Below are 22,343 nucleotides of genomic sequence, written 5' to 3' on the forward strand. Positions count from 1 at the left end.
TCGCGGCGGGGCACGCGCGGTCACCCGCCCCCGGTCGGTGGCGCACAATGGACGGGTGCCCGCACCAGACAAGACCCTGCTCCCCCGCGCAGCCCGCTCCGACTTCGGCTTCGAGGTGGAGCACCGCCTCGCCGAGACCACCACGATCCCCGGCGGGCGCGTCGAGTCCAACGGCGGCCCGTTCCTGGGCCGCACCGGGACCATCACCACCCCGCACGGGACGATCCGGACCCCCGCCTTCGTGCCCGTCGGCACCGCCGCCACCGTCAAGGCCGTGCTGCCCGAGTCCATGGCGGAGCTCGGCGCGCAGGCCCTGCTCGCCAACGCCTACCACCTCTATCTCCAGCCGGGCGCGGACGTCCTGGACGCCGCAGGGGGGCTCGGCGCGTTCATGAACTGGTCCGGTCCCACCTTCACGGACTCCGGGGGCTTCCAGGTCATGTCCCTGGGCTCGGGGTTCCGGAAGGTCATCGACATGTCCACGGTCGCGGCCTCGGCGGCGGGGGACGACGACGTCGCGACCGGCAAGGAGCGCATGGCCCGGGTCGACGACGACGGTGTCACGTTCACGTCCCACATCAACGGGGACCGCCACCGCTTCACCCCGGAGATCTCGATGCAGGTGCAGCACCGGCTGGGCGCGGACATCATGTTCGCGTTCGACGAGCTGACCACGCTGCACAACTCCCGCGGCTACCAGGAGACGTCCCTCGAGCGGACCCGCCGGTGGGCGCTCCGGTGCGTCGCCGAGCACGTCCGGCTCACCGAGGAGCGCGCCGACCGGCCGTACCAGGCCCTGTTCGGCGTGATCCAGGGCGCCCAGTACGAGGACCTGCGCCGCACGGCGTGCCGGGACCTGGGCGCGATGGACTTCGACGGGTTCGGGATCGGCGGGGCCCTCGAGAAGGAGAACCTCGGCACGATCGTGCGCTGGTGCAACGAGGAGCTGCCCGAGGAGCGGCCCCGCCACCTGCTGGGGATCTCGGAGCCGGACGACATCTTCACGGCCCTCGAGAACGGCGCGGACACCTTCGACTGCGTCTCCCCCACCCGGGTGGGCCGCACCGGCGCCGTGTACGCCCCGGACGGCCGCTTCACCGTCAGCAACGCCCGCTTCCGCACCGACCTCGCCCCGATCGACGACGGCTGCGACTGCTACACGTGCGCGCACTACACCCGGGCGTACCTGCACCACCTGTTCAAGGCGAAGGAGCGCCTGTCCGCGACGCTCACGTCGATCCACAACGAGCGGTTCGTGGTGCGCATGGTGGACGGCGCGCGCGAGGCCATGGCCGACGGCACCTACTTCGAGTACCGGGACGAGGTCCTGGGCCGCTACTACGCGGGCCGGTCCTGAGCCGGTCCGGCCGCTCCGGGGTGCTCGTGGATCACGAGCACCGGGCACTTCGCGTGGGCGACGCACGCGGCGCTGACCGAGCCCAGCAGCAGCCCGCGGAACCCGCCGTGGCCCCGGCGCCCGACGACGAGCATCGTGGCGTCCTCGCTCTCGTGCACCAGGACCTTCGACGGGTGGCCGAAAACCACGGAGGTGCTGAGCCCGGCCGGCACGTCGTCGCCGAACGCCTCCCGGACCGCCTCGTCCACCTGCTTCCGGGTGATCTCGTCGAAGTTGTCGCTGCCCAGCGGGACGTACCCGGCGTACTCGGGCGGGTAGTCCCACGCGCCGACCGCCCTGATGCCCGCGCCGAGGGACGGCGCCATCCGCGCCGCCCAGCGCAGCGCCTGGACGGACTGCGGGGAGCCGTCCACCCCGACGACGACTGGTGCTGCGGTTCCGTTGCTCATGCCCGGTCCTTTGCTGTGGTGATCACGCTGACGTGATCAGTATCACTGAGCAGGGGCCACCGCCCGCATCGTTGCGGGAGCATGGCCTGGGAGCTCGAGCGGCCTCTCCCGCCGGTCCCGGCCGGGACCGGCGGCGCCCTCAGCCGGCCGACCCGGCTCCCTGCGCCTGCCCGGAGTCCTCGGCCGGCCCGGCCGCGATTGCCTCCTCGGGGAGGACGAGCACCGGGCACGGGGCGTGGGCGACGCACGCGGAGCTCGTCGACCCCATCAGCAGCCCCTTGAAACCGCCGTGGCCCCGGCGCCCCACGACGAGCAGCGCGGCCCCCTCGCAGTGGTGGATCAGCACCTTGGACGGGTGACCGAACTCCACCACGGTGCTGAGCCCGGCCGGCACGTCCTCGCCGAACGCCTCCTGGACCGCCCGGTCCACCCGCTTCCGGGCCAGGTCGTCGAAGTGGTCGTCCTTGAAGTGCACGAAGTTGACGTACTCGGGCGGGTTCTCCCACGCCCCCACCACCTTGACGGTCGCCCCGTACGCCGGCGCAAGGAGTGCGCCCCAGCGCAGCGCCTCCACGGACTGGGGCGACCCGTCGACCCCGACGACGATGACTGCTTCTGCCGCGCTCTCCATGGCCGGTCCTCCGCTGTGGTGTCGACGGTGCTGTGCGCCCAGTATTCCAGAGCCCGGGGCGCCGCACTCAGAGGTGCGAGAGGATGACCGAGCTCCTCGTGTGGTTGATGCCCTTCCACTCCCTGATCCGGACCATGACGTCCTCGAGGTGGGTGGTGTTCTCGGCCCGGATGAGGAAGATGCCGTCCGCCTCGCCGGTGACCGTGTAGGCGGCGGTCACCTCGGCAATCTCGGCGGCCATGGTGCGCATCATCGACGGCGAGAGACCGCCGTCGCAGTGCAGCTCCACGAACGCCTGGATGTTCCACCCCATGACCGACGGGTCGAGCTCCGCGGTGAAGCGCTTGATCGCGCCCGTCTGCTGCAGGACGTCGACCCGGCGCTTCACCGCGGGGGCCGACAGTCCCACCTTGTGGCCGATGGCCGCGTAGCTCTCCCGGCTGTCCTGAACCAGGGACGCAATGATTTGCTGGTCGATCTCGTCAAGGCGCAACGATTCGCTCCTTTCATGAGCGTTCTTACATTGATTGAATCACTATCGACCCGTTAGACTTTAGATGTCAATCGAGGCGCAGTGTCCTGCCCGACCTCCTCGCGACCCACCCTCGGACCCACGGATCTTCTCGCACCGCCCACAGAAAGTTGCCACCCCATGGCCCTCGTCCTCGTCTTCGCCCTCCCCGCCCTGCTCTTCATCGCCATCGGCCGGGCCGCGGCCCCCGCCCGCGCCACCTCGGTGGGCGGCGCCGCGCGCAGCGCCGGCAGCGACCTGGCCCGGGGCCTGCGCGTGTGCGCCATGACCTCCCCCCAGTACCTGACCGGCGGATCGCGCGCCGGCCGCTGACCCGGCGCCACCGGCGTCAACGGTGACGCCGCCCGGCACCACAGTCGGCCCGGCTCCCGCGACGAGACGTCGCGACGAGGTGGCCGGGCCGTTTCGTGCTGATTCCTCGTTGCCACGGTGAGATGGCTCTTTCGGCGGCAGGGGCGTCTGTTGCCAACCGGCTGTCCGCAGGGTGTAGTAGTGAGATGCAGATCACGCAGGCGGTACCCATGACCACCGTCACCGATGACGTCGGGTGGCTCGCGGCGATCGACAACGCCATCAACAGTGCGTTCGCCCCGATCACCGAGGTCTTCTCGACCATCGTCTTCTTCCCCATCACCGTCGCGGGCGTCAGCTTCCCGTTCGTCGTGGCCTGGCTCATCGCGGCAGGCGTCATCTTCACGATCTACTTCGGGGTGGTCCAGCGCCACCTCAAGGTCTCCACCGACGTGGTGCGGGGGAAGTTCTCGTCCAAGGACGACCCTGGTGAGGTGCCGCACTTCCAGGCGCTGACGTCGGCGCTGTCCGGGACCGTGGGACTGGGCAACATCGCCGGCGTGGGGGCGGCCATGGCCCTCGGCGGACCCGGCGCGACGTTCTGGATGATCTGCGCCGGCCTGCTCGGCATGGCCACCAAGTTCGCCGAGTGCACGCTGGGCGTGAAGTACCGCGAGGTCCACGAGGACGGCACCGTCAGCGGCGGGCCGTTCCGCTACCTGCCCATCGCGTTCAACAAGTTCGGCCGCATCCCCGCCAAGATCCTCACCGGCATCTTCGCCGTGGCCATCCTGTTCTTCGGCGCGGCCGGCGGCAACATGTTCCAGGCCAATCAGACCTTCGCCCAGGTGCAGAACGTCACCGGCGGCGCGGACGGCTTCCTCGGCAGCGCCGGGGCGGCGCTGATCTTCGGCATCGTCCTCGCGGTGCTCGTGGGCCTGGTCATCATCGGCGGCATCAAGTCGATCGGCGCCACCACCAGCCGGCTCGTGCCGGCCATGGGCGCCATCTACGTCACCGCCTGCCTGATCGTCATCCTGGCCAACCTGGGCCAGGTCCCGGGCGCGATCGCCGCGATCATCGACGGCGCGTTCTCCCCGGAGGGCATGGCCGGCGGCGTCCTGGGCGTCATGATCGTGGGCTTCCAGCGTGCGGCGTTCTCCAACGAGGCCGGACTCGGCTCGGCCGCGATCGCCCACTCGGCCGTGAAGACGCGCCGCCCCGTGAGCGAGGGCTTCGTGGCCCTGTTCGAGCCGCTCGTCGACACCGTGCTGATCTGCACCATGACGGCCCTGGCCATCGTCATCGCCGGCGCGCCGAGCCTGCAGGCCGGCATCGACCAGGTGCAGGCCGGCGGGGGCGCACCCGACGGCGTCATCCTCACCTCGGACGCCTTCGCCACGGTCCTCCCCTGGTTCCCGATCGTGCTGGCCGTCGCGGTCGTCCTGTTCGCCTTCTCGACCCTGATCACCTGGTTCTACTACGGGCTCAAGGCCTGGGAGTACCTCTTCGGGCGCAGCCGGCTCAGCGACAGCATCTTCCGCGGCATCTACCTGTTCTTCACCGTCGCGGGCTGCGTCCTGACCTTCAGCGAGGTCATCGCCTTCGCGGACGCGGCCCTGTTCGTCTGCGGATTCGTCAACCTGCTGGGCGTGTACCTGCTCCTGCCCGTCATCAAGCGGGACATGAAGGAGTACCTGGCCGACCGCAAGAGCGGAAAGCTCCACCTGCTCGGCGCCGAGCCGTCGGACGGGTCCACCGCGGTCCGCCACCAGGCCTAGGCGGGACGTGGCCGCCAGGCCACACCGCACACTGCCTCTGCCGAGCGGCGTCCGCCCGGTCCTCGTCCCGAGGACCGGGCGTCACCGCGCCGGGGACCCACGGGTCGGCCGCGCCTACTCGGCGGTCCCGACGCCGTCGGCCTCGGTCGCCTGCTGGGAGTCCCGCCGGGACCGCCGCCAGGCGAGCACGCCCACGACCACCACGAGCGCCCAGGAGGCGGCGACCACCGCCAGGGCCGGCCAGGACGGCCGGGACGTGAAGGCCCCCACGGCGGCGAAGCTCACCTGACCCGGCATCCCTCCCAGCAGGGTGGCGCCGAGGTAGTCGCGCTGCGGGATGCGCACGAGCCCCGCACCGTAGCTGAGCGTCCAGTTGGGCACGACGGGCCGGAGCACCAGCACCGTGAGGAAGCCCTTGCCGACGAGCTTGCGCTCCACCAGCTCGACCCGGTTGCCCGCGAGCCGGTACAGGGCGTCGCGACCGAGGAACCGCGCGAGCCAGTACCCCAGCCAGGCCCCGGCCGTGGTGGCCAGGACACCGACCACGCTGCCCTGGGCCATGCCGAAGAGGAATCCCCCCGAGACCGCCATGATCGTCACCGGGACCGGCGTGGCCGCCACGAGGACGAACACCGCCGCGAAGACGAGGGGCCCCCACGCGCCGAAGCCCTCGACGAAGACCCGGACCTGCTCCACGGTGGGCAGCTCGTGGCCGATGAGGTACCAGACGGCCACGGCCAGCAGCAGCAGGAGCACACCGCCCTTGAGCGCGGTGACCCAGGCCGGCCGCGTGCCGGACTCACGGGACCCCGGCTCCCGCGCAGGTTCGGTGCTCACGTGCGCCACTGTACCGACCGCCGCCGCGGGGACCGAGAGCGACCGGGGACAATGGACGGCATGGACGTCACCGATCTGGACCCCGCGGAGGTCTTCTCCGTCTCCCACGCCCTCGCGCACCCCCCGGCCGCGGTCTTCGCCGCCTTCACCGAGCCGGACCGGCTCGCCGCCTGGTTCGGCCCGCCGGGCTGGAGCGTGTCCCGGGAGTCGGTGCTGCTCGAGGTCAGAGCCGGGGGCCGGCAGCGCTTCCGCATGGTGCACGACGCCGATCCCGCCGCGGTCACCCCGGTGCACGGCACCTACCTGCGGGTCGAGCCGGACGCCCTGCTCGAGGGCCGCGAGGCGCTGCCCGGACCGGACGGCGAGCCCACCTCCAGCCACGTGCTGACCCGCACCGAGTTCGTCCCCGCCGGAGACGGTGGCACCCTGCTGGTGCTCACGCAGGGACCCCTGCCCGCCGCGGTGCACCCGGGGGCGGCCGCGGCGTGGCGCAGCTCCTTCACGAGGCTCGAGGCTCTGCTGGCCGAGGGGTGAGCCGGGCCGCCGCCCCCTGCCGGCCGAGGGGTGAGCCGGCCTGCCGCTCCCCCGCCGGGCTCGGATAGTCTGCCCGCATGACCCAGGACGCCGGCACCCGCACCACCGCACTGACCCGGCGGCTGACCGCCCCCAACCCCGGCCCGATGACCCTGGACGGCACCAACTCGTGGCTGATCGGGGCGCCGGGGCAGCAGGACGTCGTCGTCGTGGACCCGGGCCCCGCCGACCGCGGCCACCTCGCCGCCCTGGCCGCCGGGGGACGGACCGTGCTGACCCTGGTCACGCACCGCCACGCCGACCACACCGAGGCCGTCGACGAGTTCCACGCGCTCACTGGCGCGCCCGTGCGCGCCTTCCTGCCGGAGTTCTGCCGTGACGCCGGTCCGCTGGTCGACCGCGAGACGATCGAGGCCGCCGGGTGCCGGATCAGGGTGCTGCACACCCCAGGGCACACCTCCGACTCCGTGAGCTTCCACCTGCCCGACGACGGCCCGGCCGCGGGCGCCGGCACCGCTGCGCGCGCCTCGGGCTCCGTGCTCACGGGCGACACGGTCCTGGGGCGGGGAACCACGATGCTCGACCACCCGGACGGGAGCCTGGGCGACTACCTGCGCTCGCTGCAGCGCCTGGCGGTGCTGGGCGACGCCCTGGTGCTCCCGGCGCACGCGGACGTGCGGGAGGACGTGGAGTCGGTGTGCGAGGAGCTGCTCGAGCACCGGATGGAGCGTCTCGCCGAGGTCCGGGAGGCGCTGCGGGTCCTGGGCCGCGCCGCGACGCTCGAGGCCATCACGGCGCGGATCTACGCCGACGTCCCGGCACACGTGCTGCCCGCCGCCCGGAGCTCGGTGGGCGCGCAGCTGGCCTATCTCGGTTTCTGAGCCGTGCCGCGGCCCCCTTTCCCGCCGTGCCGGCGGCCGGCCGCGAGACCGCCCTGGTCGGGTGCACGACCCGGGCGATCACCACCCCGGTGCCCGTGCGGAGGGCCGTGCGCACGTCGCCGGCGCGCGCCCCGCACCCGCACGGCCTCCCGACCCCCGCATCAGGGCAGGGGGGCGAGGGCCGCTCCCCCGACGGCGGACCCGCCGTAGGTCGGCTCCCTGCGCTTGAGCTGGCCGATCACGGCATAGGTCACCGGCATGACCAGCACCTCGACCAGGACCTTGTACACGTAGCCCACCACCACGTAGTTGAGGAAGTCGCCCATCGTGGTGATCCCGATGACCGGGGCCGCCACGGTGCAGAAGATCACCGTGTCCACGAGCTCGCCCACCAGGGTCGAGCCGATGAGCCGGGCCCACAGGTGCTTCTCGCGCGTGCGCGCCTTGATCCGCACCATCACGAACGCGTTGATCAGCTGCCCCGCGAGGTAGCCCAGCAGGGAGCCCGCCACGATGAGCGGGACGGGACCGAGAACGGACTCGAAGGCCGCCTGGCCCTCGTAGAACTCCGCCGGCGGCAGGGCGATGACGAGCCAGAAGACGACCGAGGAGAACAGTCCCGCGGCGAAGGACGTGACGATGGCCCGGCGTGCGGGCCGGAAGCCGTAGACCTCCGCCACGACGTCGCCCAGGACGTAGGCGAGGGGGAAGAGGAAGAAGCCTCCGTCGGTGATGACGGGGCCGAACGCGACCCCCTTCGTCGCGGCGACGTTGGAGAGCACCAGGACCACGCAGTACGCCGCCACGATGAGGTCGAAGTACGTGCGGGGACGGCGGGCGAACCCGGCGGGGGCAGGCCCGGGGGAAGAGGACACGGTCGGTCACCAATCTGTATTGCCGCGGCACCGACCCCGGGCGGGGCGGACGCCGTGGTTCGATCTGTGAGGTGTGCTGGACGGACGCGGGGGCACCCGACTGCCACCCGGGAACCCTGTCCCGCCGCCGCGGGTCCCGTGCAAGGACCGCGCGCCGGCCGGAGACCGTCCGACAGTCTAGCCCCGGCGGTTGGCCCCGGCACCGCGCGGGGGCGCAGAATGGCTCCCATGACCGACACCAGCACCGTTCCCACGCCCTCCGCCGCGGACCCCGCCGACCAGCCGTCCGTCGCCCTGACGATCGCCGGCTCCGAGGCCACCGGTGGCGCCGGCGCGCAGGCGGACCTCAAGACCTTCCAGGAGCTCGGGGTCTTCGGCTCCCTCGCGCTGACCTGCATCGTGTCCTTCGACCCCTCCGCGGACTGGGGCCACCGCCTGTTCCCCGTGCCGCAGGACGTCCTGCGCGAGCAGCTCGAGGCGATCACGGCCGCCCACGCGCTCGACGCCGTCAAGATCGGCATGCTGGGCAGCCCCGAGACCATCGCCACCACCGCCGAGGTGCTCACCGCGCTGGCGCCGCGCCACCTCGTCCTCGACCCGGTGCTCATCTGCAAGGGCCAGGAGCCCGGCGCGGCCCTGGACACGGACGAGGCGCTGAAGGCGAAGATCCTGCCGCTGGCCACGTTCGTGACCCCGAACCACTTCGAGTCCCTCTCCCTGTCCGGCATGGACGAGATCAGCACGGTCGAGGACCTCGAGGAGGCCGCCCGGCGGATCCACGAGACGTCCGGCGCCGTGGTCCTCGCCAAGGGCGGGGTCCGCCTGGCCGGCCCCGACGCCGTCGACGTCTTCTTCGACGGGACCACCCTCGAGGTGCTCTCCGAGCCCAAGGTCGGCGAGGTCCCCGTGGCCGGGGCCGGCTGCACGCTCGCGGCCGCGATCGCCGCGGAACTGGCCAAGGGGGCGGAGCCCCTCGCGGCGGTCCGCACCGCGAAGGCCTTCGTCTCCGCCGGCATCCGGCGCCGCCTCACCTCGCACGCCCCGTTCGACTCCCTCTGGCAGGGCGGGTCGGCCGCCGAGCGGTGAGCGGGAACGGCCCGGGCGTCGGTTCGGCGCCCGGGCCGGGCTGCTCGACCCGACCCGCGCTGGGGGTTTCCTGGACGTTTCCCCAGACTGTCTGCGCGAAGGAGTCGAAACCCTGGAAACGGTGGTGTCATAGTCAGACACATCGTCACCAAGGACCAGCAGAGTGTGCATAATTTGGTGACACGCACAGATAAGGTGTCATCATGCCTCGTATTTCTGCGGCCACCAATGCCGCGCAGCGGGAGAACACCAAACGAGCGATCCTCGACTCCTTCGGCCAGCTGCTCTACCAGCAGGGCCTCACCGGGCTGACCATGACGCACGTGGCCAAGAACGCCGGCGTGGGCCGCACCGCGGTCTACAACTACTTCGCGGACATGGGCGAGCTCCTCGTGGCCTACGCCCTGGACGAGACCGAGCGGTTCATGACCGACCTGCGCCGCGACCTGGAGGGCGTCGCCAACCCGGTCGACCGGCTCGCCGTCTACATCCGCGCCCAGATCGAGGACCTCACCCGCCGCCACCTGCCCCCGGGCCCCACCATGCGCACCGTCCTCTCCCCGGAGGACTACCAGAAGCTGGGCGAGCACGTGGGCGAGCTGCAGGGCCTGCTGGCCGCGATCCTGCGGGACGCGATCGGTCAGGCCTATCTGCCGGAGGGCGACATCTCGGAGCTCGCCGCCCTAGTCCACGGGTCCCTGACCGCCGCGGCGGACCGCGGCCAGAACTCCGACCAGGACCGGGCGGCACGGGAGCAGCACATCCGCTCCACCGTCCGCTTCATCCAGCAGGGCCTGGGGGCGCAGTTCGACGCCGAGGGCCACCCCGTGCCGCTCACGCCCGAACGGCCGCCCCTCAGCGCGGCGTCCTGACCGCGTCCCGCCCGGCGCCCCGCCGCGCGCCCGGCGCGGGAGCGAGCTCCAGCACGCGCGCGTGCAGCACGGTGCGGTGGTGCAGCGCGGTGCGCAGCGCCCGGTGCAGCCCGTCCTCCAGGTAGAGGTCGCCGTCCCACCGCACCACGTGCGGGAAGAGGTCGCCGTAGAAGGTCGAGTCGGCGTCCAGCAGGGTCGCCAGGTCCAGGGTGGTCTTCGTGGTGATCAGCTCGTCCAGCCGGACCTGGCGTGGCGCGATGCCGGACCAGTCGGTCGGTGTGACGAGGCCGTGGTCCGGGTACGGGCGGGAGTCGCCCACGGCCTTGAAGATCATGCGTTCATCCTAGGGGCGGGCCCCGCAGGGAGCACCTGCGGGGCCCGCCGGCACGTGCCGGAGATCAGCTCCGGGTCACGGTGACGGCCCGGGTGGTGGCGTTCCACTCGATCCGGCCACCGGTGTAGTTCTGGGCCACGCCGCTCGGAGTGCTGTACTCGTCGGTGGTCGGGTAGCCCAGGCCCCGCTCGTGGCCCAGCGCCGCCCACTTCCGGCCGATGGCCCCGTACTCCTTGACCGCGTTCGAGCCGGTGCTCGCGGACCACAGGATCTTGGTCCGCTTCCCGGACGCGTCGAAGAGCTGGTAGGCGCCGCCGTCGGCGGTGCGCTGCTCGTCCGTCAGCGGCGGGCCGTAGCTGCCCGCGTAGCCGCCGGCCGCGAACTTCCTGCCGATGGACCCGCCGTAGTCGACCACCCGGGTACCGGTGGTCCTGGACCAGTAGAGGGCCTTGTCGCGACCGTCGGCGCCGGTGAAGCGCTGGTAGACGGAGCCGTGCCCGGAGGCGTACTCCGCGCTGACCGGGGTGGCCCACGCCGTGCCGCCCAGCGCCGCCCACGTGCGCCCGATCGCGCCGGTGACCCGGTAGCCGTTGACGACGTCGTTGCCGGTCGGGGCGGCGGTCTCGGGCTTCGGAGCCGCGCCGGCGCCCGAGTGGAGGCGGTCGACGTCGTCCCCGACCAGGTCAGCCAGGTCGTAGTTGGTGTGGTGCAGCCCGGGCATCACCACGCGGTCCGCCTTCGCGAAACCGGCGTTCCGGTAGGCGGCCGCGCCCTTGCCGGCCGCCTCCAGCGCGGACCAGGTGGACGGCTGCGTGGCACCGTAGCTGTCGAGCGAGCCGACGTACCAGGTCGGGTCCGTGGCCCTGAGCGCGGCGTCGGGGGTGCTCTCGAGCCTGCCGTTGTAGACGCCGCCGCCGCCGATGAGGGTCGAGCCGCCGCCGCGGATCCAGCCGGCGCGGTCGGAGAGCACCTCGGTGGAGATGAACTCGGCGCCGCCGGAGTACCCGGCCAGGTGGATGCGGGTCGCGTCGACACGCTGCTCGGCGACGACCTTGGCCGCCAGGGCGCGGAACCAGTCCCCGACCACTTCACTGTTGGAGGTCCAGGACCGGTTGGCCGGGGCGACCGGCACCACGAGGATCATGTTCCTGGCCGCGGCCCGGGCGGCCATGGTCCTGAGCATCGACGCGGTCGGGCGCTGGGCGTAGTACTGTCCGTCGCCGTCGAAGTAGAAGACCACGCCGACGGCTTTCGAGCGGTCCACACCGGCGTCGTAGAGGTGGTACTGGGAGGAGATGCCGGCGGCGGAGTGGGTCGTGTTGGTCGTCGAGGCATGGGCCGGGGTGGCCGCGCCGGCCATCGTCCCGGCGAGCATCGCGCCGGCCAGGAGAGCGGCGGGCAGGGCCGTCGAGGGCAGGGGGAATGAAGGCAGCTTCATGAGGACCTCTTGGGGGGAGAGAGGACAGGGGGGAGCGCAACCGGGGGGCAGCTGCGCGTGCGGCGGAACAGCCCGTCCCACCACACCAGCAATGTATTGCATTAGTGAACGCAGGTGGCGGAACGACGTAAAGTTACGATGTGCTCCTGTTCCGCCCGCTTCCCCCCGGAGAGACCACCCCCATGCCCCTTCGCCCCCTGGCGCTGGCCGCCCTGCTCCTCCTCGCCCCCGCACCGGGAGCGGCCCATGCGACCGAGACCGGACCGCCTCCGGCGCCGGCCGCGGACTCCCCCGCCGGAGATCCCTCGCCCGCACCTCCGGCCGTCGACGGGCCGGCCGATCCCCTGCCGGAGACCGGCCCCACCGAGACCCCCGCCCCCGTGCCCGGCGGAGACCCGGCCCCGGACGCCGGCAGCACATCGCCGGACGCACGGCCCTCCCCCGCCGCCGACCGGCCCGTGGCGCCGGAGCCGGGAGGAGTCCGCACCGAGGAGCTCCGGGCAGGAGACGGCGAGGCAGCGGATGGCCGGACCGGAGACGGCCCTGCGGAGGCGGCCCCCAGCACACCGCTGGACCCGGCGGAGCTCTCCGCCCTGGAGCGCGCCTCCTTCGTCGGGCCGCGCACCGCCACGGCCCACCTCCCCGGCTCCGGAGCGCTGGTCCGGCACGAGTCCGTGCTCGGGGCACAGGCCCTGACCGGGCGGCAGCAGGTGACTCCCGGGACGCTCACGCGCATCTCGCTGGGAACCGTGACCCGGGTTCCCGCGCAGGCCACGGCCGGGGACTCCTCCATCACAGGGTGGGTCGTGGGGCTCTCGGCGCTGGGCGCCGCGGCGGCCGCCGCCGTCGCCCGCCGGTCCCGGGCGCACCGCGCGCGCTGAGGAGCGCCCGCCGGGGCCCCTCGACGACAGGAGCACGAGTCGACGGCGGCACGAGTCGGCGGCGACATGAGAAAGAGCCCCGCACCGGGACGTGCTTCCCGGTGCGGGGCTCTCAGTGCGGAGGATGGGGGATTTGAACCCCCGAGGGCGTGAACCCAACACGCGTTCCAGGCGTGCGCCATAGGCCGCTAGGCGAATCCTCCAGGCACGCACGTCGCGGCGGCCTGACGGCGCCGGAACATGCGGGGTCCAGCATAACCGAACCGCCGGGCAATGCCGAATCCACGGCTCCGTCCGCCGGTTTAGACCCGCCCCGCCGCATCCGCTAGACTCATCGACAGCCCCTCGCGTGGCGTCATCCTGTTGAACTCCCCCAGGACCGGAAGGTAGCAAGGGTAAATGGGCTCTGGCGGGTGCGCGAGGGGTCTTCTCGTCCCCGCGGCGGCCCGCGTCCCCAGCGCCGATCCGCCCGGCCCGCCCGTCGGATTCCGTCGCTAAGGTGTCGTCTGTGACTACCGCCCTGTACCGCCGCTACCGCCCGGAGACCTTCGAGGACGTCATCGGTCAGGAGCACGTGACCGAGCCGCTGATGACGGCGCTGCGCAAGGACAGGGTCAGCCACGCCTACCTCTTCTCCGGCCCGCGCGGCTGCGGCAAGACCACCTCGGCCCGCATCCTGGCCCGCTGCCTCAACTGCGCGGAGGGCCCCACCGCCACCCCGTGCGGGCGCTGCGACAGCTGCCGCGACCTGGCCCGGGACGGCGCCGGCTCCCTCGACGTGATCGAGATGGACGCGGCCAGCCACGGCGGCGTGGACCACGCCCGTGACCTGCGCGAGCGCGCCACGTTCGCGCCCGTCCGGGACCGGTACAAGATCTTCATCATCGACGAGGCGCACATGGTCACGCGCGAGGGCTTCAACGCCCTGCTCAAGATCGTCGAGGAGCCGCCGGAGCACATCAAGTTCATCTTCGCGACCACCGAGCCGAGCAAGGTGCTCACGACCATCCGGTCCCGCACCCACCACTACCCCTTCCGGCTGGTGCCCACCGAGCCGCTCATGCACTACCTCGAGCAGCTCTGCGCCGAGGAGCACGTGCAGGTGGCCCCGGGGGTGCTCTCCCTCGTGGTCCGCGCAGGCGCCGGATCCGTGCGCGACACCCTCTCCGTGCTCGACCAGCTCATGGCCGGCTCCGACGAGCAGGGCATCGGCTACGACCTCGCCGTGGCCCTGCTGGGCTACACGCACGGCGCCCTGCTCGACGACGTGGTCGACGCCTTCGCCTCCGGGGACGGAGCCACGGTGTTCCGCGCGGTGGACCGGGTGGTGCAGACGGGCCAGGACCCGCGCCGCTTCGTGGAGGACCTTCTCGAGCGTTTCCGGGACCTCATCATCGTCAACGCGGTCCCGGAGTCCGCGGGCAACATCCTGCACGGCATGCCCCAGGACCAGATCGCACGGCTGCGCAACCAGGCGTCCCAGCTCGGGGCGGCGGAGCTCTCCCGCGCCGCCGACATCACGAACACCGCCCTCACCGAGATGACGGGGGCCACCTCGCCCCAGTTGCACCTCGAGCTGCTGTGCGCGCGCATCCTCCTCCCGTCCTCGGAGGACACCACGCGCGGCGTCACGGCCCGCGTCGACCGGCTGGAACGGCGCCTGCGCATCGGCCGGGGCGCCGCCCCGGCCACCGCTCCGGACGAGCCTGCCGCCCCCGCGCCGTCCCCCGAGGCCTCCGCGGCCGCTCCGGTTGCTCCGGTTGCTCCGCCCGAGGGTCGGACCCTCGCCCAGCCCGACGCCGCCCCCGCGCCGCGGCGACCGGGTCCGCCCGCGCCCGGCACGGACGCGCAGCCGGCGGCCCCGCGGGAGACGGAGCCGCGGGAGCGGGCTCCGCAGGGCACGGGGCAGGCCGCGGCAGCCCCCGGGCACCCGACCACCCGCGAGGTCGGCGGACAGGAGCGGTCCCGAGAACAGGAGCCCTCCGCCGAACAGGATCGGCCTGCCGAACAGGATCGGCCTGCCGAGCCGCGGCAGCCCGCCGCGGCGGAGCGGGCGCCCCGGCAGGACACGCCCCGGGCGGCCGAGCCGGGCGGCAACGAGATCGACCTGCTGCGCGCCTCCTGGCCGGAGATCGTCAACGCCCTCGCGGACATCCGCCGGGTCGCGTGGTTCACGGTCCAGCGGGGCACCCCGCAGTCCTTCGACGGCAAGGTGCTGCGCATCATGTTCGACGCCGAGGGCGACCTCATGAACTTCCCTCGCTTCGAGGACGACCTCCGGCAGGCGGTGCAGCAGATCCTCGGCATCGACTGCCGCGCGGAGGCCGTCCCGCCGGGCGGCGGCGGGCACAGCCGGGGCGGTGGCGGCGGAGGAACGCCGCGCGGCCCGGAGCCGTCGACGCGCCCACCCGGGCGCCGGAACGAACCGGGGCCCGGGACCGAGGGGGACCGCTCCGAGCGCCGCGGCCCCGAGGACCGGAGCCAGGGAGGCCAGGACCGACCGGGCGGTCCGCGCGGCCGGGGAACGCCGCCGACCCCGCCCCGGGCCGCGGGCACGCTCCCGGGCGACGCGCCCGCACCGGCGTCCGCACCTGCACCGGAGTCCGCACCGGCATCCGCGCCGGAGCCGGCCGCTGAGGCGGCACCCCAGGACGGGGACCGCGGCGGACAGGACCCGTGGGACGCGCACGGCAGACCCGCCACGGACACACCTCCCGAGTGGGCCGATCCGGCCTGGGCCCAGGAGCCCGTGCACAGCTGGTCCGTGGCCACCATCCCCCAGGGCGGCACCTACCCCGAGGCCCCTGCTGAGGCCGAGCCCGCACCCCGTGCTCCGGCGCAGCCCGGGACCCGGCCGCCGGGACCGGCGCGGACGACGGAGCATGCTGCGGAGCATCCCGACGGCGCGCAGCCCGCCCACCAGCCGGCGCGGCCGGCCGAACCGCAGGCCGAACCGCAGCGCGGGTCCCGCCCCGGTCACGGGACGGCCGGGCACCCGACCCGCGCGTTCCCCGGCGAGGCACCGGGAGCACGGGACCGGGACGTCCCCCCGGCGGACGACGACGTCCCGCCGCCCGAGGAGCCGCCGTACCCGGACGAGCCTCCCTACCCCGACGGACCCGACGATCCGGACGCGGCGCCTCCGGAGCAGTGGCGGCCCGCGGCCTCCGCACAGCAGGTCCCCGCGGCCGGACGCGGACCCGGGAGCGAGCCGACCGGCACCGCCACGACGCGCACCGCCCGCCCGGCCGACCGCTCGGAGGGGCCCCGCGCCGCGACGGGCGCCACGGCCCCGGCACCCACGCCGTCTCCGGCCGCGGCCCCGGGCGCCGCGCCGCAGGATCCCCCGGCGGCGGCCCCGGCCGCCGGCGACCGGAACGCACGGCTGAGCTTCCGGGAGCGCCACGCCGCGGCCATCGCCGCGGGACGGAAGGCTCCCGCCTCCGCCGCGGCCCCGCAGGACAGCGGCGTAGAATGGGACGACTCCTTCGTGCCCAGCTCGGACGACGAGGCGCTCGAGGACTCCACGCTCTACGGCCGCGCCGCGATCGAGCGGATCCTCGGGGGCATGCTGATCGAGGAGCGGGACCTCCACACCGGGGAGTGAGCCGGGGCGCCCCACGCACCGGCACCCCGGTGACGCCGTGGCCGAGGACGAGCAGGAGGGCCGCGCACCGGCCCGGAAATCGAGGGAAACGTGTACGAAGGCGCTGTTCAGGATCTGATCGACGAGCTGGGCCGGTTGCCCGGCGTCGGGCCGAAGTCCGCGCAGCGGATCGCGTTCCACCTCCTCGACTCCGACAAGGAGGACGTCCGGCGCCTGGCCGACGCCATGACGGCTATCAAGGACAAGGTGAAGTTCTGCCGGATCTGCGGCAACGTGTCCGAGCTGGACGAGTGCGCCATCTGCCGCGACGCCCGCCGGGACGACAGCGTCATCTGCGTGGTCGAGGAGTCGAAGGACGTCATGGCCATCGAGCGCACCCGCAGCTTCCGCGGCCGGTACCACGTCCTCGGCGGGGCCATCAGCCCGATCCAGGGCATCGGTCCCGACCAGCTGCGCATCCGGGAGCTCATGACCCGGCTCTCCGGCGACACCGTGCAGGAGGTCGTGCTCGCCACCGACCCCAACCTGGAGGGCGAGGCCACCGCCACCTACCTCTCGCGCATGCTCAAGACCCTCGGGATCCGCGTGACCCGCCTGGCGTCCGGGCTGCCCGTGGGCGGTGACCTCGAGTACGCCGACGAGGTGACCCTCGGCCGGGCGTTCGAGGGCCGGACGGTCGTCGCCTGACCGGCCGCGCTACGATGTCCTGGTGCCCTGCCGCGGGGAGCAGGGGCACGGACCGGGCCGGCTGCCGGAGCCCGGCCACCTCGACCACAGGAGTTGAACCGATGAGCCTGATCGTGCAGAAGTTCGGTGGGTCCTCCGTCGCGGACGCCGACGGCGTCCGCCGCGTTGCACGGCGGATCGTCGAGACGCGCAACCGAGGCCACGACGTCGTCGTCGTCGTCTCTGCGATGGGCGACACCACGGACGAACTCCTGGACCTGGCGCACGAGGTCACCCGCAAGCCCCCGGCCCGCGAGCTCGACATGCTGCTCACCGCCGGTGAGCGCATCTCCATGGCGCTGCTGGCCATGGCGGTGTCTGGGACGGGCGCTCCCGCCCAGTCCTTCACCGGGTCGCAGGCGGGGATGGTCACGGACGGCGAGCACGGCGCCGCCCTGCTCGTGGAGGTCAATCCGCTGCGCGTGCGCGAGTCCCTGAACCAGGGCAACATCGCGATCATCGCCGGGTTCCAGGGGGTGCACCGCCAGACCAAGGACATCACCACGCTGGGCCGCGGCGGCTCGGACACCACGGCCGTGGCGCTGGCCGCTGCCCTGGACGCCGACGTCTGCGAAATCTACTCCGACGTCGACGGCGTGTTCACCGCCGATCCCCGCATCGTGCCCAAGGCGCGCAAGCTGGACGTGGTCAGCAGCGAGGAGATGCTTGAGCTCGCCGCGAACGGCGCGAAGATCCTGCACCTGCGCTGCGTCGAGTACGCCCGCCGCTTCGGCGTGAAGCTGCACGTCCGTTCGTCCTTCAGTCAGAACGAGGGCACCTGGGTCGTCCCGGGCCCCGAAGACGCCGTCACCTCCCCGAAGGAGATCCCGTTGGAACAGCCGCTCATCTCCGGCATCGCCCACGACCGCTCGCAGGCAAAGGTCACCGTCGTCGGGGTGCCGGACGAACCCGGCATCGCCGCCCGGATCTTCCGGCTGCTGGCCGAGGCGAAGGTCAACGTGGACATGATCGTCCAGAACGTTTCCACCGGTACCGAGCGCCGGACCGACCTCTCCTTCACCCTGAACGAGTCCCAGGGGGACCTGGCCATGAGCCTGCTGCGCGCCGCCGAGGAGAAGATCGGCTACGCGGGCCTGGAGTACGACGACGAGATCGGCAAGCTCTCGCTCGTGGGCGCCGGCATGAAGTCCAACCCGGGGGTGACCTTCACGTTCTTCGAAGCGCTCGCGTCCGCGAACATCAACATCGACATGATCTCGACCTCGGAGGTGCGGATCTCCGTCATCACGGAAGCCGACCGCCTCGACGAAGCCGTGCGCGTGGTGCACAGCGCCTTCGACCTCGACTCCGACGACGAGGCCACGGTGTACGCGGGGACCGGCCGCTGACCACCGTGCCGCGCTCCACCGGTGCGTCGACGACGGGGCGGGTTCCGTGACCCGGCCCGTCGTCGTCCTGTCCCGCGAGGAGTGGGCGCCGCGGGCGCACGCCCACGAGCGGCGCGCGGCGCGCTACGCGGACCCGTTCGTGGCCCGCCGCCACCGCGGGCAGAAGCACCCGGTCGAGGACTTCCTGTTCACCTACTACACGCTCAAGCCGGCGCAGCTGAAGCGCTGGCACCCCGGGGCGGGCACCGTGCTGCTGGACGCCGCCGAGCGGGTCCGGGAGAAGTTCTACCGCCCGCTCACCGGCGCCGAGCTCGCGGTCCTCGGCCTCACCGACCGGGACGGGGCCGTGACCGTCGACGACGACGCCCTCCGGGACCGGCGGGCGCCCGCGATCGACTTCGCCCGGGCGGTGCTGGGCGCGCACGCGGGCAATCCGGGCTTCTTCGGCTGCTTCGGCCTCCACGAGTGGGCGATGGCCTACCGCGCGGAGGACAACGATCTCCGCCACGAGCAGCTCGAGCTGCGGCTCGGGGCGGCGGGCACGGACGCCGTGGTGGAGGCCGCCAGGATCCGGTGCACCCACTTCGACGCGTTCCGGTTCTTCCAGCCGCAGGCCGTGCCGCTCAACGAGCTGCAGCCCACCCGGGAGTCCCAGCGCCGGATGGAGCAGCCGGGCTGCCTGCACGCCACCATGGACCTCTACAAGTGGGCGTACAAGCTCGTCCCGGGGATCCCCTCCGAGCTGCTGATGGACTGCTTCGAGCTGGCGTGGGACGTGCGGGAGACGGACATGCAGGCCGCGCCCTACGACCTCGCCGGCTGGGGCTACGAGCCCGTGCGGATCGAGACGCCGGAGGGCAAGGCCGAGTACGTGCGCCGGCAGCGGGAGTTCGCCCGCCGCGCGGAGCCGCTGCGCCGCCGGCTCGGCGCGGCGCTCGACGTCCTCGACCCGGCCCGCGCCACCGACGGGGCCGCCGCGTGAGCGCCTCCGGGGAGTCCGCCGGCGGCTGGGAGCGGATCGTGGCGGTCTCCGCGGTGCCGGACCCGCTCGACTTCGTGACGGCGCCCTCCAGCACGGGGCGGGTGCTCGTCACCCGCGACGCCGGGGGCGCCCTGCACGTGCTGCGCAACATCTGCACCCATCAGCAGGCCACCGTGTGCCGGGAGGCCGCCGGGCGCGCCGAGACGTTCGAGTGCCCCAACCACTTCTGGGTCTTCGCCCCCGACGGGCGGTTCGTGGGCTCCCGCCTGGCCCTCGCCGCCGGCCGGGAGGCGCCGCCGGACCCCGCCAAGGACCTCTTGGCGGCGGCGGTCGACGTGGTGGACGGCTGGGTCGTGGCCCGCTTCGGCTGAGCCGGGATCAGTCCGCCGAGGGGGCTCCGTCGTCGTCGGACCGCCGCCGCTCCGCGAGCCACGCCTGGACGTCGGAGCGCCGGATCCGGCGGTGGCTGCCCCGGTACTGCACGGGGAGCACGCCCTCGGTGGTGAGGTTGCGCAGATAGGTGGCCGAGATCCCGGCGAGCGCGGCCGCCTGGGACGTGGTCAGCAGGTCCTCCGGGGAGGCGGAGCCGGCCCCGTCCTCGCCGTGGCGCGCGAGCCAGGCCTGGACGTCGGAGCGCCGGATCCGGCGGTGGCTGCCCCGGTACTGCACGGGGAGCACGCCCTCGGTGGTGAGGTTGCGCAGATAGGTGTGGGAGATCCCGGCGAGCGCGGCCGCCTGCGAGGTGGTCAGCAGCTCCCCGGAGACCGCCGGGGGCTCCGCGGCGGACGTCACCGCGGCCGACGTCACCGTGACGGTCTCCCCGCGGGTCATTCGGGACAGGAGGTCGACGACGGCGTCGCGCGCCCCCTCCGGCAGGCGCAGTGAGGTGCCGTCCACGAAGATCGTGACGTCCCGGGCCTCGAGGGCGTCCGCCAGTCGCTCGGCCTCCCGGCCGCTGAGTCCGGGGGTGGTCGTCGCTGGGTGCTGGGTCATGGGCCCATTGTTCCAGCACCGCCCGAGCCCCCTCACGGCGCGCCACCCCACCGTCGAGCTCACCGCGTCGCCACGACACGGCAGGATGAATGCTCTGCTCTCGGGAAGGAGCGGTGCGTTCGGGGAACAGCGGTGGGTTCGGGGCGGCGGCGGACGGCGGACCGCGCTCAGTCCGTCCCGCGCCGCCAGCGGAGAACGGCGAGCCACAGCAGCACCCCCGCCAGGCCCATCGTGCCTGGCACGAGCACGGGGGACGGCCCGACGGCCCCGCTGGTCGCCGCCCACAGCCGGGCCGCGCCCGACATCGCGTCCCAGGCCTCGGCGTACCGCGGGTCCAGCGGACCGGCCCTCAGGTTCGCCAGGACGTGCTCGTAGACGCCGTAGGCGCTGCCGAGCACGGAGACGACCGCGGCGACCCGCACGGTGCGGGCCGTCCCGGTGGTGCGCCGCACCAGCCACGCCACGGCCCCGAGCAGCAGCACGGCCAGCACCGCCCACGGCACCAGCTGGGCGGGTCCTTGCCAGTGCCGCAGCATCGCCAGCTCGGTCAGCGCACCGAGGACGGTGCCGATCCCCACCAGCGTCAGGACCCGGCGGTAGATCGGGACCAACTGCGCGTCGTCGGCACCGGCCGCCGCGGACCCCGGTGAGGTGCTCATGGCACCAGGGTCTACCGGACGCGCCTTAGAGAACTCCTGGAGGACGCCAGGTGGGTGACCCCTTCCACACCCGGCCGGCGGTCCGGGTCCGGCGCGACCGGTGGGCCCGAGCCGATAGAATGGCTGACGTTCGCCGGATCCCGGCCCGCTGCTCGACCCTCAGGAGTTCCCCGATGGCCCGCATTGTTGTCGACGTCATGCCCAAGCCCGAGATCCTTGACCCGCAGGGCAAGGCGATCGCCAACGAACTGCCCCGCATCGGCCTGGACGGCTTCGCCGGTGTCCGGCAGGGCAAGCGCTTCGAGCTGACCGTCGACGGCGAGGCCACCGAGGACGCGCTGGCCCAGGCCCGCGAGGCCGCCGAGAAGCTGCTCTCCAACCCCGTCATCGAGGACGTCGTGCGCGTGGCCGTCCTCGACGAGGCCGAGGAGAACTGAGCATGCCCGGTCTCGAGACCCCTCTGATCGCGGACCTCTCCGGCCCCGCGCCGGACGCCGAGCTCACCGGCGCGCGCGTCGGCGTCGTGACCTTCCCCGGCACCCTCGACGACCGCGACGCCGCGCGGGCCGTCGTGCTCGCCGGCGGCACCCCGGTCCCCCTCTGGTACGCAGACGAAAACCTGCAGGACGTCGACGCCGTGATCCTGCCCGGCGGCTTCTCCTACGGCGACTACCTGCGCGCCGGGGCCATCGCCCGGTTCGCCCCGATCATGGACCGGATCATCGAGGGCGCGAACGCCGCGGGCACCTCCGGGTCCGCCCCGCTGCCGGTCCTCGGCATCTGCAACGGCTTCCAGATGCTCACCGAGTCGCACCTGCTGCCGGGCTCGATGATCAAGAACGAGCGGCTGAAGTTCCTGTGCCGGGACCAGCGCCTGCGCGTGGAGAACAGCACGACCGTGTGGACCGCCGAGTTCGAGCAGGGCCAGGAGATCGTGGTCCCGCTCAAGAACCAGGACGGCCAGTACGTGGCCGACGAGAGGACCCTCGACGCCCTCGAGGCCGAGGGCCGCGTGGTGTTCCGCTACGTCGGCGGCAATCCCAACGGATCCCGCCGGGACATCGCGGGGATCTGCAACGCCGGCGGCAACGTGGTGGGCCTCATGCCGCACCCGGAGCACGCGGTCGAACCGGGCTTCGGCGCGGACTCCTCGGCCTCCGGCGAGGTCGGCATGCGCGACGGCACGGACGGGCTGGGCCTGTTCGTCTCCGCCCTCAAGGCACTGGTCAAGTAAGGGACACCGAGCAC

General features: G+C 73.1%; 24 protein-coding genes, 1 tRNA gene and 1 other RNA gene. 16 read left to right on the forward strand and 10 right to left on the reverse strand.

Annotation, left to right across the window (positions count from 1 at the left end; all coding sequences use genetic code 11):
- Positions 1–55: 55 nt before the first annotated feature.
- Complete coding sequence (tgt, locus tag ACYVM4_RS14150; protein WP_460668943.1) at positions 56–1,357, forward strand: tRNA guanosine(34) transglycosylase Tgt; 1,302 nt, start codon at positions 56–58, stop codon at positions 1,355–1,357.
- Here tgt and ACYVM4_RS14155 read toward each other — a convergent pair.
- The 3 genes from ACYVM4_RS14155 to ACYVM4_RS14165 all read right to left on the reverse strand — a co-directional run bounded on the left by ACYVM4_RS14155 (position 1,339) and on the right by ACYVM4_RS14165 (position 2,930).
- The gene (locus ACYVM4_RS14155; protein WP_368821030.1) at positions 1,339–1,806 is read right to left on the reverse strand and encodes a universal stress protein; all 468 of its coding nucleotides are present in this window, start codon (positions 1,804–1,806) and stop codon (positions 1,339–1,341) included. The genes tgt and ACYVM4_RS14155 overlap by 19 nt on opposite strands.
- A gap of 139 nt (positions 1,807–1,945) precedes the next feature.
- Positions 1,946–2,437, reverse strand: coding sequence for a universal stress protein (locus tag ACYVM4_RS14160; RefSeq protein ID WP_460668944.1), 492 nt, complete (start codon positions 2,435–2,437; stop codon positions 1,946–1,948).
- A 67-nt stretch (positions 2,438–2,504) separates the two neighbouring features.
- Positions 2,505–2,930 (reverse strand): Lrp/AsnC family transcriptional regulator, encoded by a 426-nt coding sequence (locus ACYVM4_RS14165; RefSeq protein WP_368821028.1) that lies wholly within the window; start codon positions 2,928–2,930, stop codon positions 2,505–2,507.
- A 159-nt stretch (positions 2,931–3,089) separates the two neighbouring features.
- Here ACYVM4_RS14165 and ACYVM4_RS14170 point away from each other — a divergent pair, with 159 nt between their 5' ends.
- Positions 3,090–3,281 carry a hypothetical protein gene (locus tag ACYVM4_RS14170; protein WP_460668945.1) on the forward strand — a complete coding sequence of 64 codons (192 nt, stop codon included), beginning with the start codon at positions 3,090–3,092 and terminating at the stop codon, positions 3,279–3,281.
- 185 nt (positions 3,282–3,466) lie between these two features.
- The gene (locus ACYVM4_RS14175) at positions 3,467–5,041 is read left to right on the forward strand and encodes an alanine/glycine:cation symporter family protein (RefSeq protein ID WP_368821026.1); all 1,575 of its coding nucleotides are present in this window, start codon (positions 3,467–3,469) and stop codon (positions 5,039–5,041) included.
- A 114-nt stretch (positions 5,042–5,155) separates the two neighbouring features.
- Here the strand turns inward: ACYVM4_RS14175 and ACYVM4_RS14180 are convergent, their stop codons facing one another.
- The gene (locus ACYVM4_RS14180; RefSeq protein WP_460668946.1) at positions 5,156–5,878 is read right to left on the reverse strand and encodes a TVP38/TMEM64 family protein; all 723 of its coding nucleotides are present in this window, start codon (positions 5,876–5,878) and stop codon (positions 5,156–5,158) included.
- Between the two features lie 60 nt (positions 5,879–5,938).
- Between ACYVM4_RS14180 and ACYVM4_RS14185 the strand changes: the two genes are divergently transcribed.
- Both ACYVM4_RS14185 and ACYVM4_RS14190 read left to right on the forward strand, forming a co-directional pair.
- Positions 5,939–6,412 (forward strand): SRPBCC family protein, encoded by a 474-nt coding sequence (locus tag ACYVM4_RS14185; protein WP_460668947.1) that lies wholly within the window; start codon positions 5,939–5,941, stop codon positions 6,410–6,412.
- Between the two features lie 77 nt (positions 6,413–6,489).
- A complete protein-coding gene (locus ACYVM4_RS14190) occupies positions 6,490–7,293 on the forward strand; it encodes an MBL fold metallo-hydrolase (protein ID WP_368821023.1) in 804 nt (267 codons plus the stop codon).
- 161 nt (positions 7,294–7,454) lie between these two features.
- Here the strand turns inward: ACYVM4_RS14190 and ACYVM4_RS14195 are convergent, their stop codons facing one another.
- Positions 7,455–8,168 (reverse strand): queuosine precursor transporter, encoded by a 714-nt coding sequence (locus tag ACYVM4_RS14195; RefSeq protein ID WP_368821022.1) that lies wholly within the window; start codon positions 8,166–8,168, stop codon positions 7,455–7,457.
- A 228-nt stretch (positions 8,169–8,396) separates the two neighbouring features.
- On the opposite strand from ACYVM4_RS14195, the gene ACYVM4_RS14200 reads away from it, so the two are divergent.
- Positions 8,397–9,254 carry a hydroxymethylpyrimidine/phosphomethylpyrimidine kinase gene (locus ACYVM4_RS14200; RefSeq protein WP_460668948.1) on the forward strand — a complete coding sequence of 286 codons (858 nt, stop codon included), beginning with the start codon at positions 8,397–8,399 and terminating at the stop codon, positions 9,252–9,254.
- Between the two features lie 203 nt (positions 9,255–9,457).
- A complete protein-coding gene (locus ACYVM4_RS14205) occupies positions 9,458–10,126 on the forward strand; it encodes a TetR/AcrR family transcriptional regulator (protein WP_368821020.1) in 669 nt (222 codons plus the stop codon).
- On the opposite strand, the gene ACYVM4_RS14210 is transcribed toward ACYVM4_RS14205, so the two are convergent.
- A complete protein-coding gene (locus ACYVM4_RS14210) occupies positions 10,110–10,460 on the reverse strand; it encodes a type II toxin-antitoxin system VapB family antitoxin (RefSeq protein ID WP_368821019.1) in 351 nt (116 codons plus the stop codon). The genes ACYVM4_RS14205 and ACYVM4_RS14210 overlap by 17 nt on opposite strands.
- Positions 10,461–10,524: 64 nt before the next feature.
- Positions 10,525–11,898 carry a hypothetical protein gene (locus tag ACYVM4_RS14215; protein WP_460668949.1) on the reverse strand — a complete coding sequence of 458 codons (1,374 nt, stop codon included), beginning with the start codon at positions 11,896–11,898 and terminating at the stop codon, positions 10,525–10,527.
- Between the two features lie 182 nt (positions 11,899–12,080).
- Here ACYVM4_RS14215 and ACYVM4_RS14220 point away from each other — a divergent pair, with 182 nt between their 5' ends.
- Positions 12,081–12,779, forward strand: a complete 699-nt coding sequence (locus tag ACYVM4_RS14220; protein ID WP_460668950.1) for a hypothetical protein — start codon at positions 12,081–12,083, stop codon at positions 12,777–12,779.
- A gap of 118 nt (positions 12,780–12,897) precedes the next feature.
- Here the strand turns inward: ACYVM4_RS14220 and ACYVM4_RS14225 are convergent.
- A tRNA-Ser gene (locus ACYVM4_RS14225) sits at positions 12,898–12,982 on the reverse strand.
- Positions 12,983–13,115: 133 nt separating this feature from the next.
- Between ACYVM4_RS14225 and ffs the strand changes: the two genes are divergently transcribed.
- The 6 genes from ffs to ACYVM4_RS14255 all read left to right on the forward strand — a co-directional run bounded on the left by ffs (position 13,116) and on the right by ACYVM4_RS14255 (position 19,814).
- Positions 13,116–13,212: signal recognition particle sRNA small type (gene ffs, locus ACYVM4_RS14230), an RNA gene on the forward strand.
- A 75-nt stretch (positions 13,213–13,287) separates the two neighbouring features.
- Positions 13,288–16,386, forward strand: a complete 3,099-nt coding sequence (locus ACYVM4_RS14235) for a DNA polymerase III subunit gamma and tau (RefSeq protein ID WP_460668951.1) — start codon at positions 13,288–13,290, stop codon at positions 16,384–16,386.
- 90 nt (positions 16,387–16,476) lie between these two features.
- A complete protein-coding gene (recR, locus tag ACYVM4_RS14240; protein WP_460668952.1) occupies positions 16,477–17,073 on the forward strand; it encodes a recombination mediator RecR in 597 nt (198 codons plus the stop codon).
- Positions 17,074–17,174: 101 nt separating this feature from the next.
- A complete protein-coding gene (locus ACYVM4_RS14245) occupies positions 17,175–18,461 on the forward strand; it encodes an aspartate kinase (protein WP_460668953.1) in 1,287 nt (428 codons plus the stop codon).
- 46 nt (positions 18,462–18,507) lie between these two features.
- Complete coding sequence (locus ACYVM4_RS14250) at positions 18,508–19,443, forward strand: 3-methyladenine DNA glycosylase (RefSeq protein WP_460668954.1); 936 nt, start codon at positions 18,508–18,510, stop codon at positions 19,441–19,443.
- The gene (locus ACYVM4_RS14255) at positions 19,440–19,814 is read left to right on the forward strand and encodes a Rieske 2Fe-2S domain-containing protein (protein ID WP_460668955.1); all 375 of its coding nucleotides are present in this window, start codon (positions 19,440–19,442) and stop codon (positions 19,812–19,814) included. The genes ACYVM4_RS14250 and ACYVM4_RS14255 overlap by 4 nt, the downstream gene beginning before the upstream one ends.
- A gap of 7 nt (positions 19,815–19,821) precedes the next feature.
- On the opposite strand, the gene ACYVM4_RS14260 is transcribed toward ACYVM4_RS14255, so the two are convergent.
- A complete protein-coding gene (locus tag ACYVM4_RS14260; RefSeq protein WP_438612811.1) occupies positions 19,822–20,436 on the reverse strand; it encodes a helix-turn-helix domain-containing protein in 615 nt (204 codons plus the stop codon).
- Between the two features lie 167 nt (positions 20,437–20,603).
- Entirely contained in the window at positions 20,604–21,095 is a 492-nt protein-coding gene (locus ACYVM4_RS14265; RefSeq protein WP_368821011.1) for a hypothetical protein, read from the reverse strand.
- 173 nt (positions 21,096–21,268) lie between these two features.
- Here ACYVM4_RS14265 and purS point away from each other — a divergent pair, with 173 nt between their 5' ends.
- Both purS and purQ read left to right on the forward strand, forming a co-directional pair.
- Positions 21,269–21,532 carry a phosphoribosylformylglycinamidine synthase subunit PurS gene (purS, locus tag ACYVM4_RS14270; RefSeq protein WP_344124149.1) on the forward strand — a complete coding sequence of 88 codons (264 nt, stop codon included), beginning with the start codon at positions 21,269–21,271 and terminating at the stop codon, positions 21,530–21,532.
- 2 nt (positions 21,533–21,534) lie between these two features.
- On the forward strand, positions 21,535–22,329 hold the full coding sequence (gene purQ, locus ACYVM4_RS14275; protein ID WP_460668956.1) for a phosphoribosylformylglycinamidine synthase subunit PurQ: 795 nt from the start codon (positions 21,535–21,537) through the stop codon (positions 22,327–22,329).
- The last annotated feature ends 14 nt before the right edge of the window (positions 22,330–22,343 follow it).

Source organism: Kocuria himachalensis (assembly GCF_054784195.1).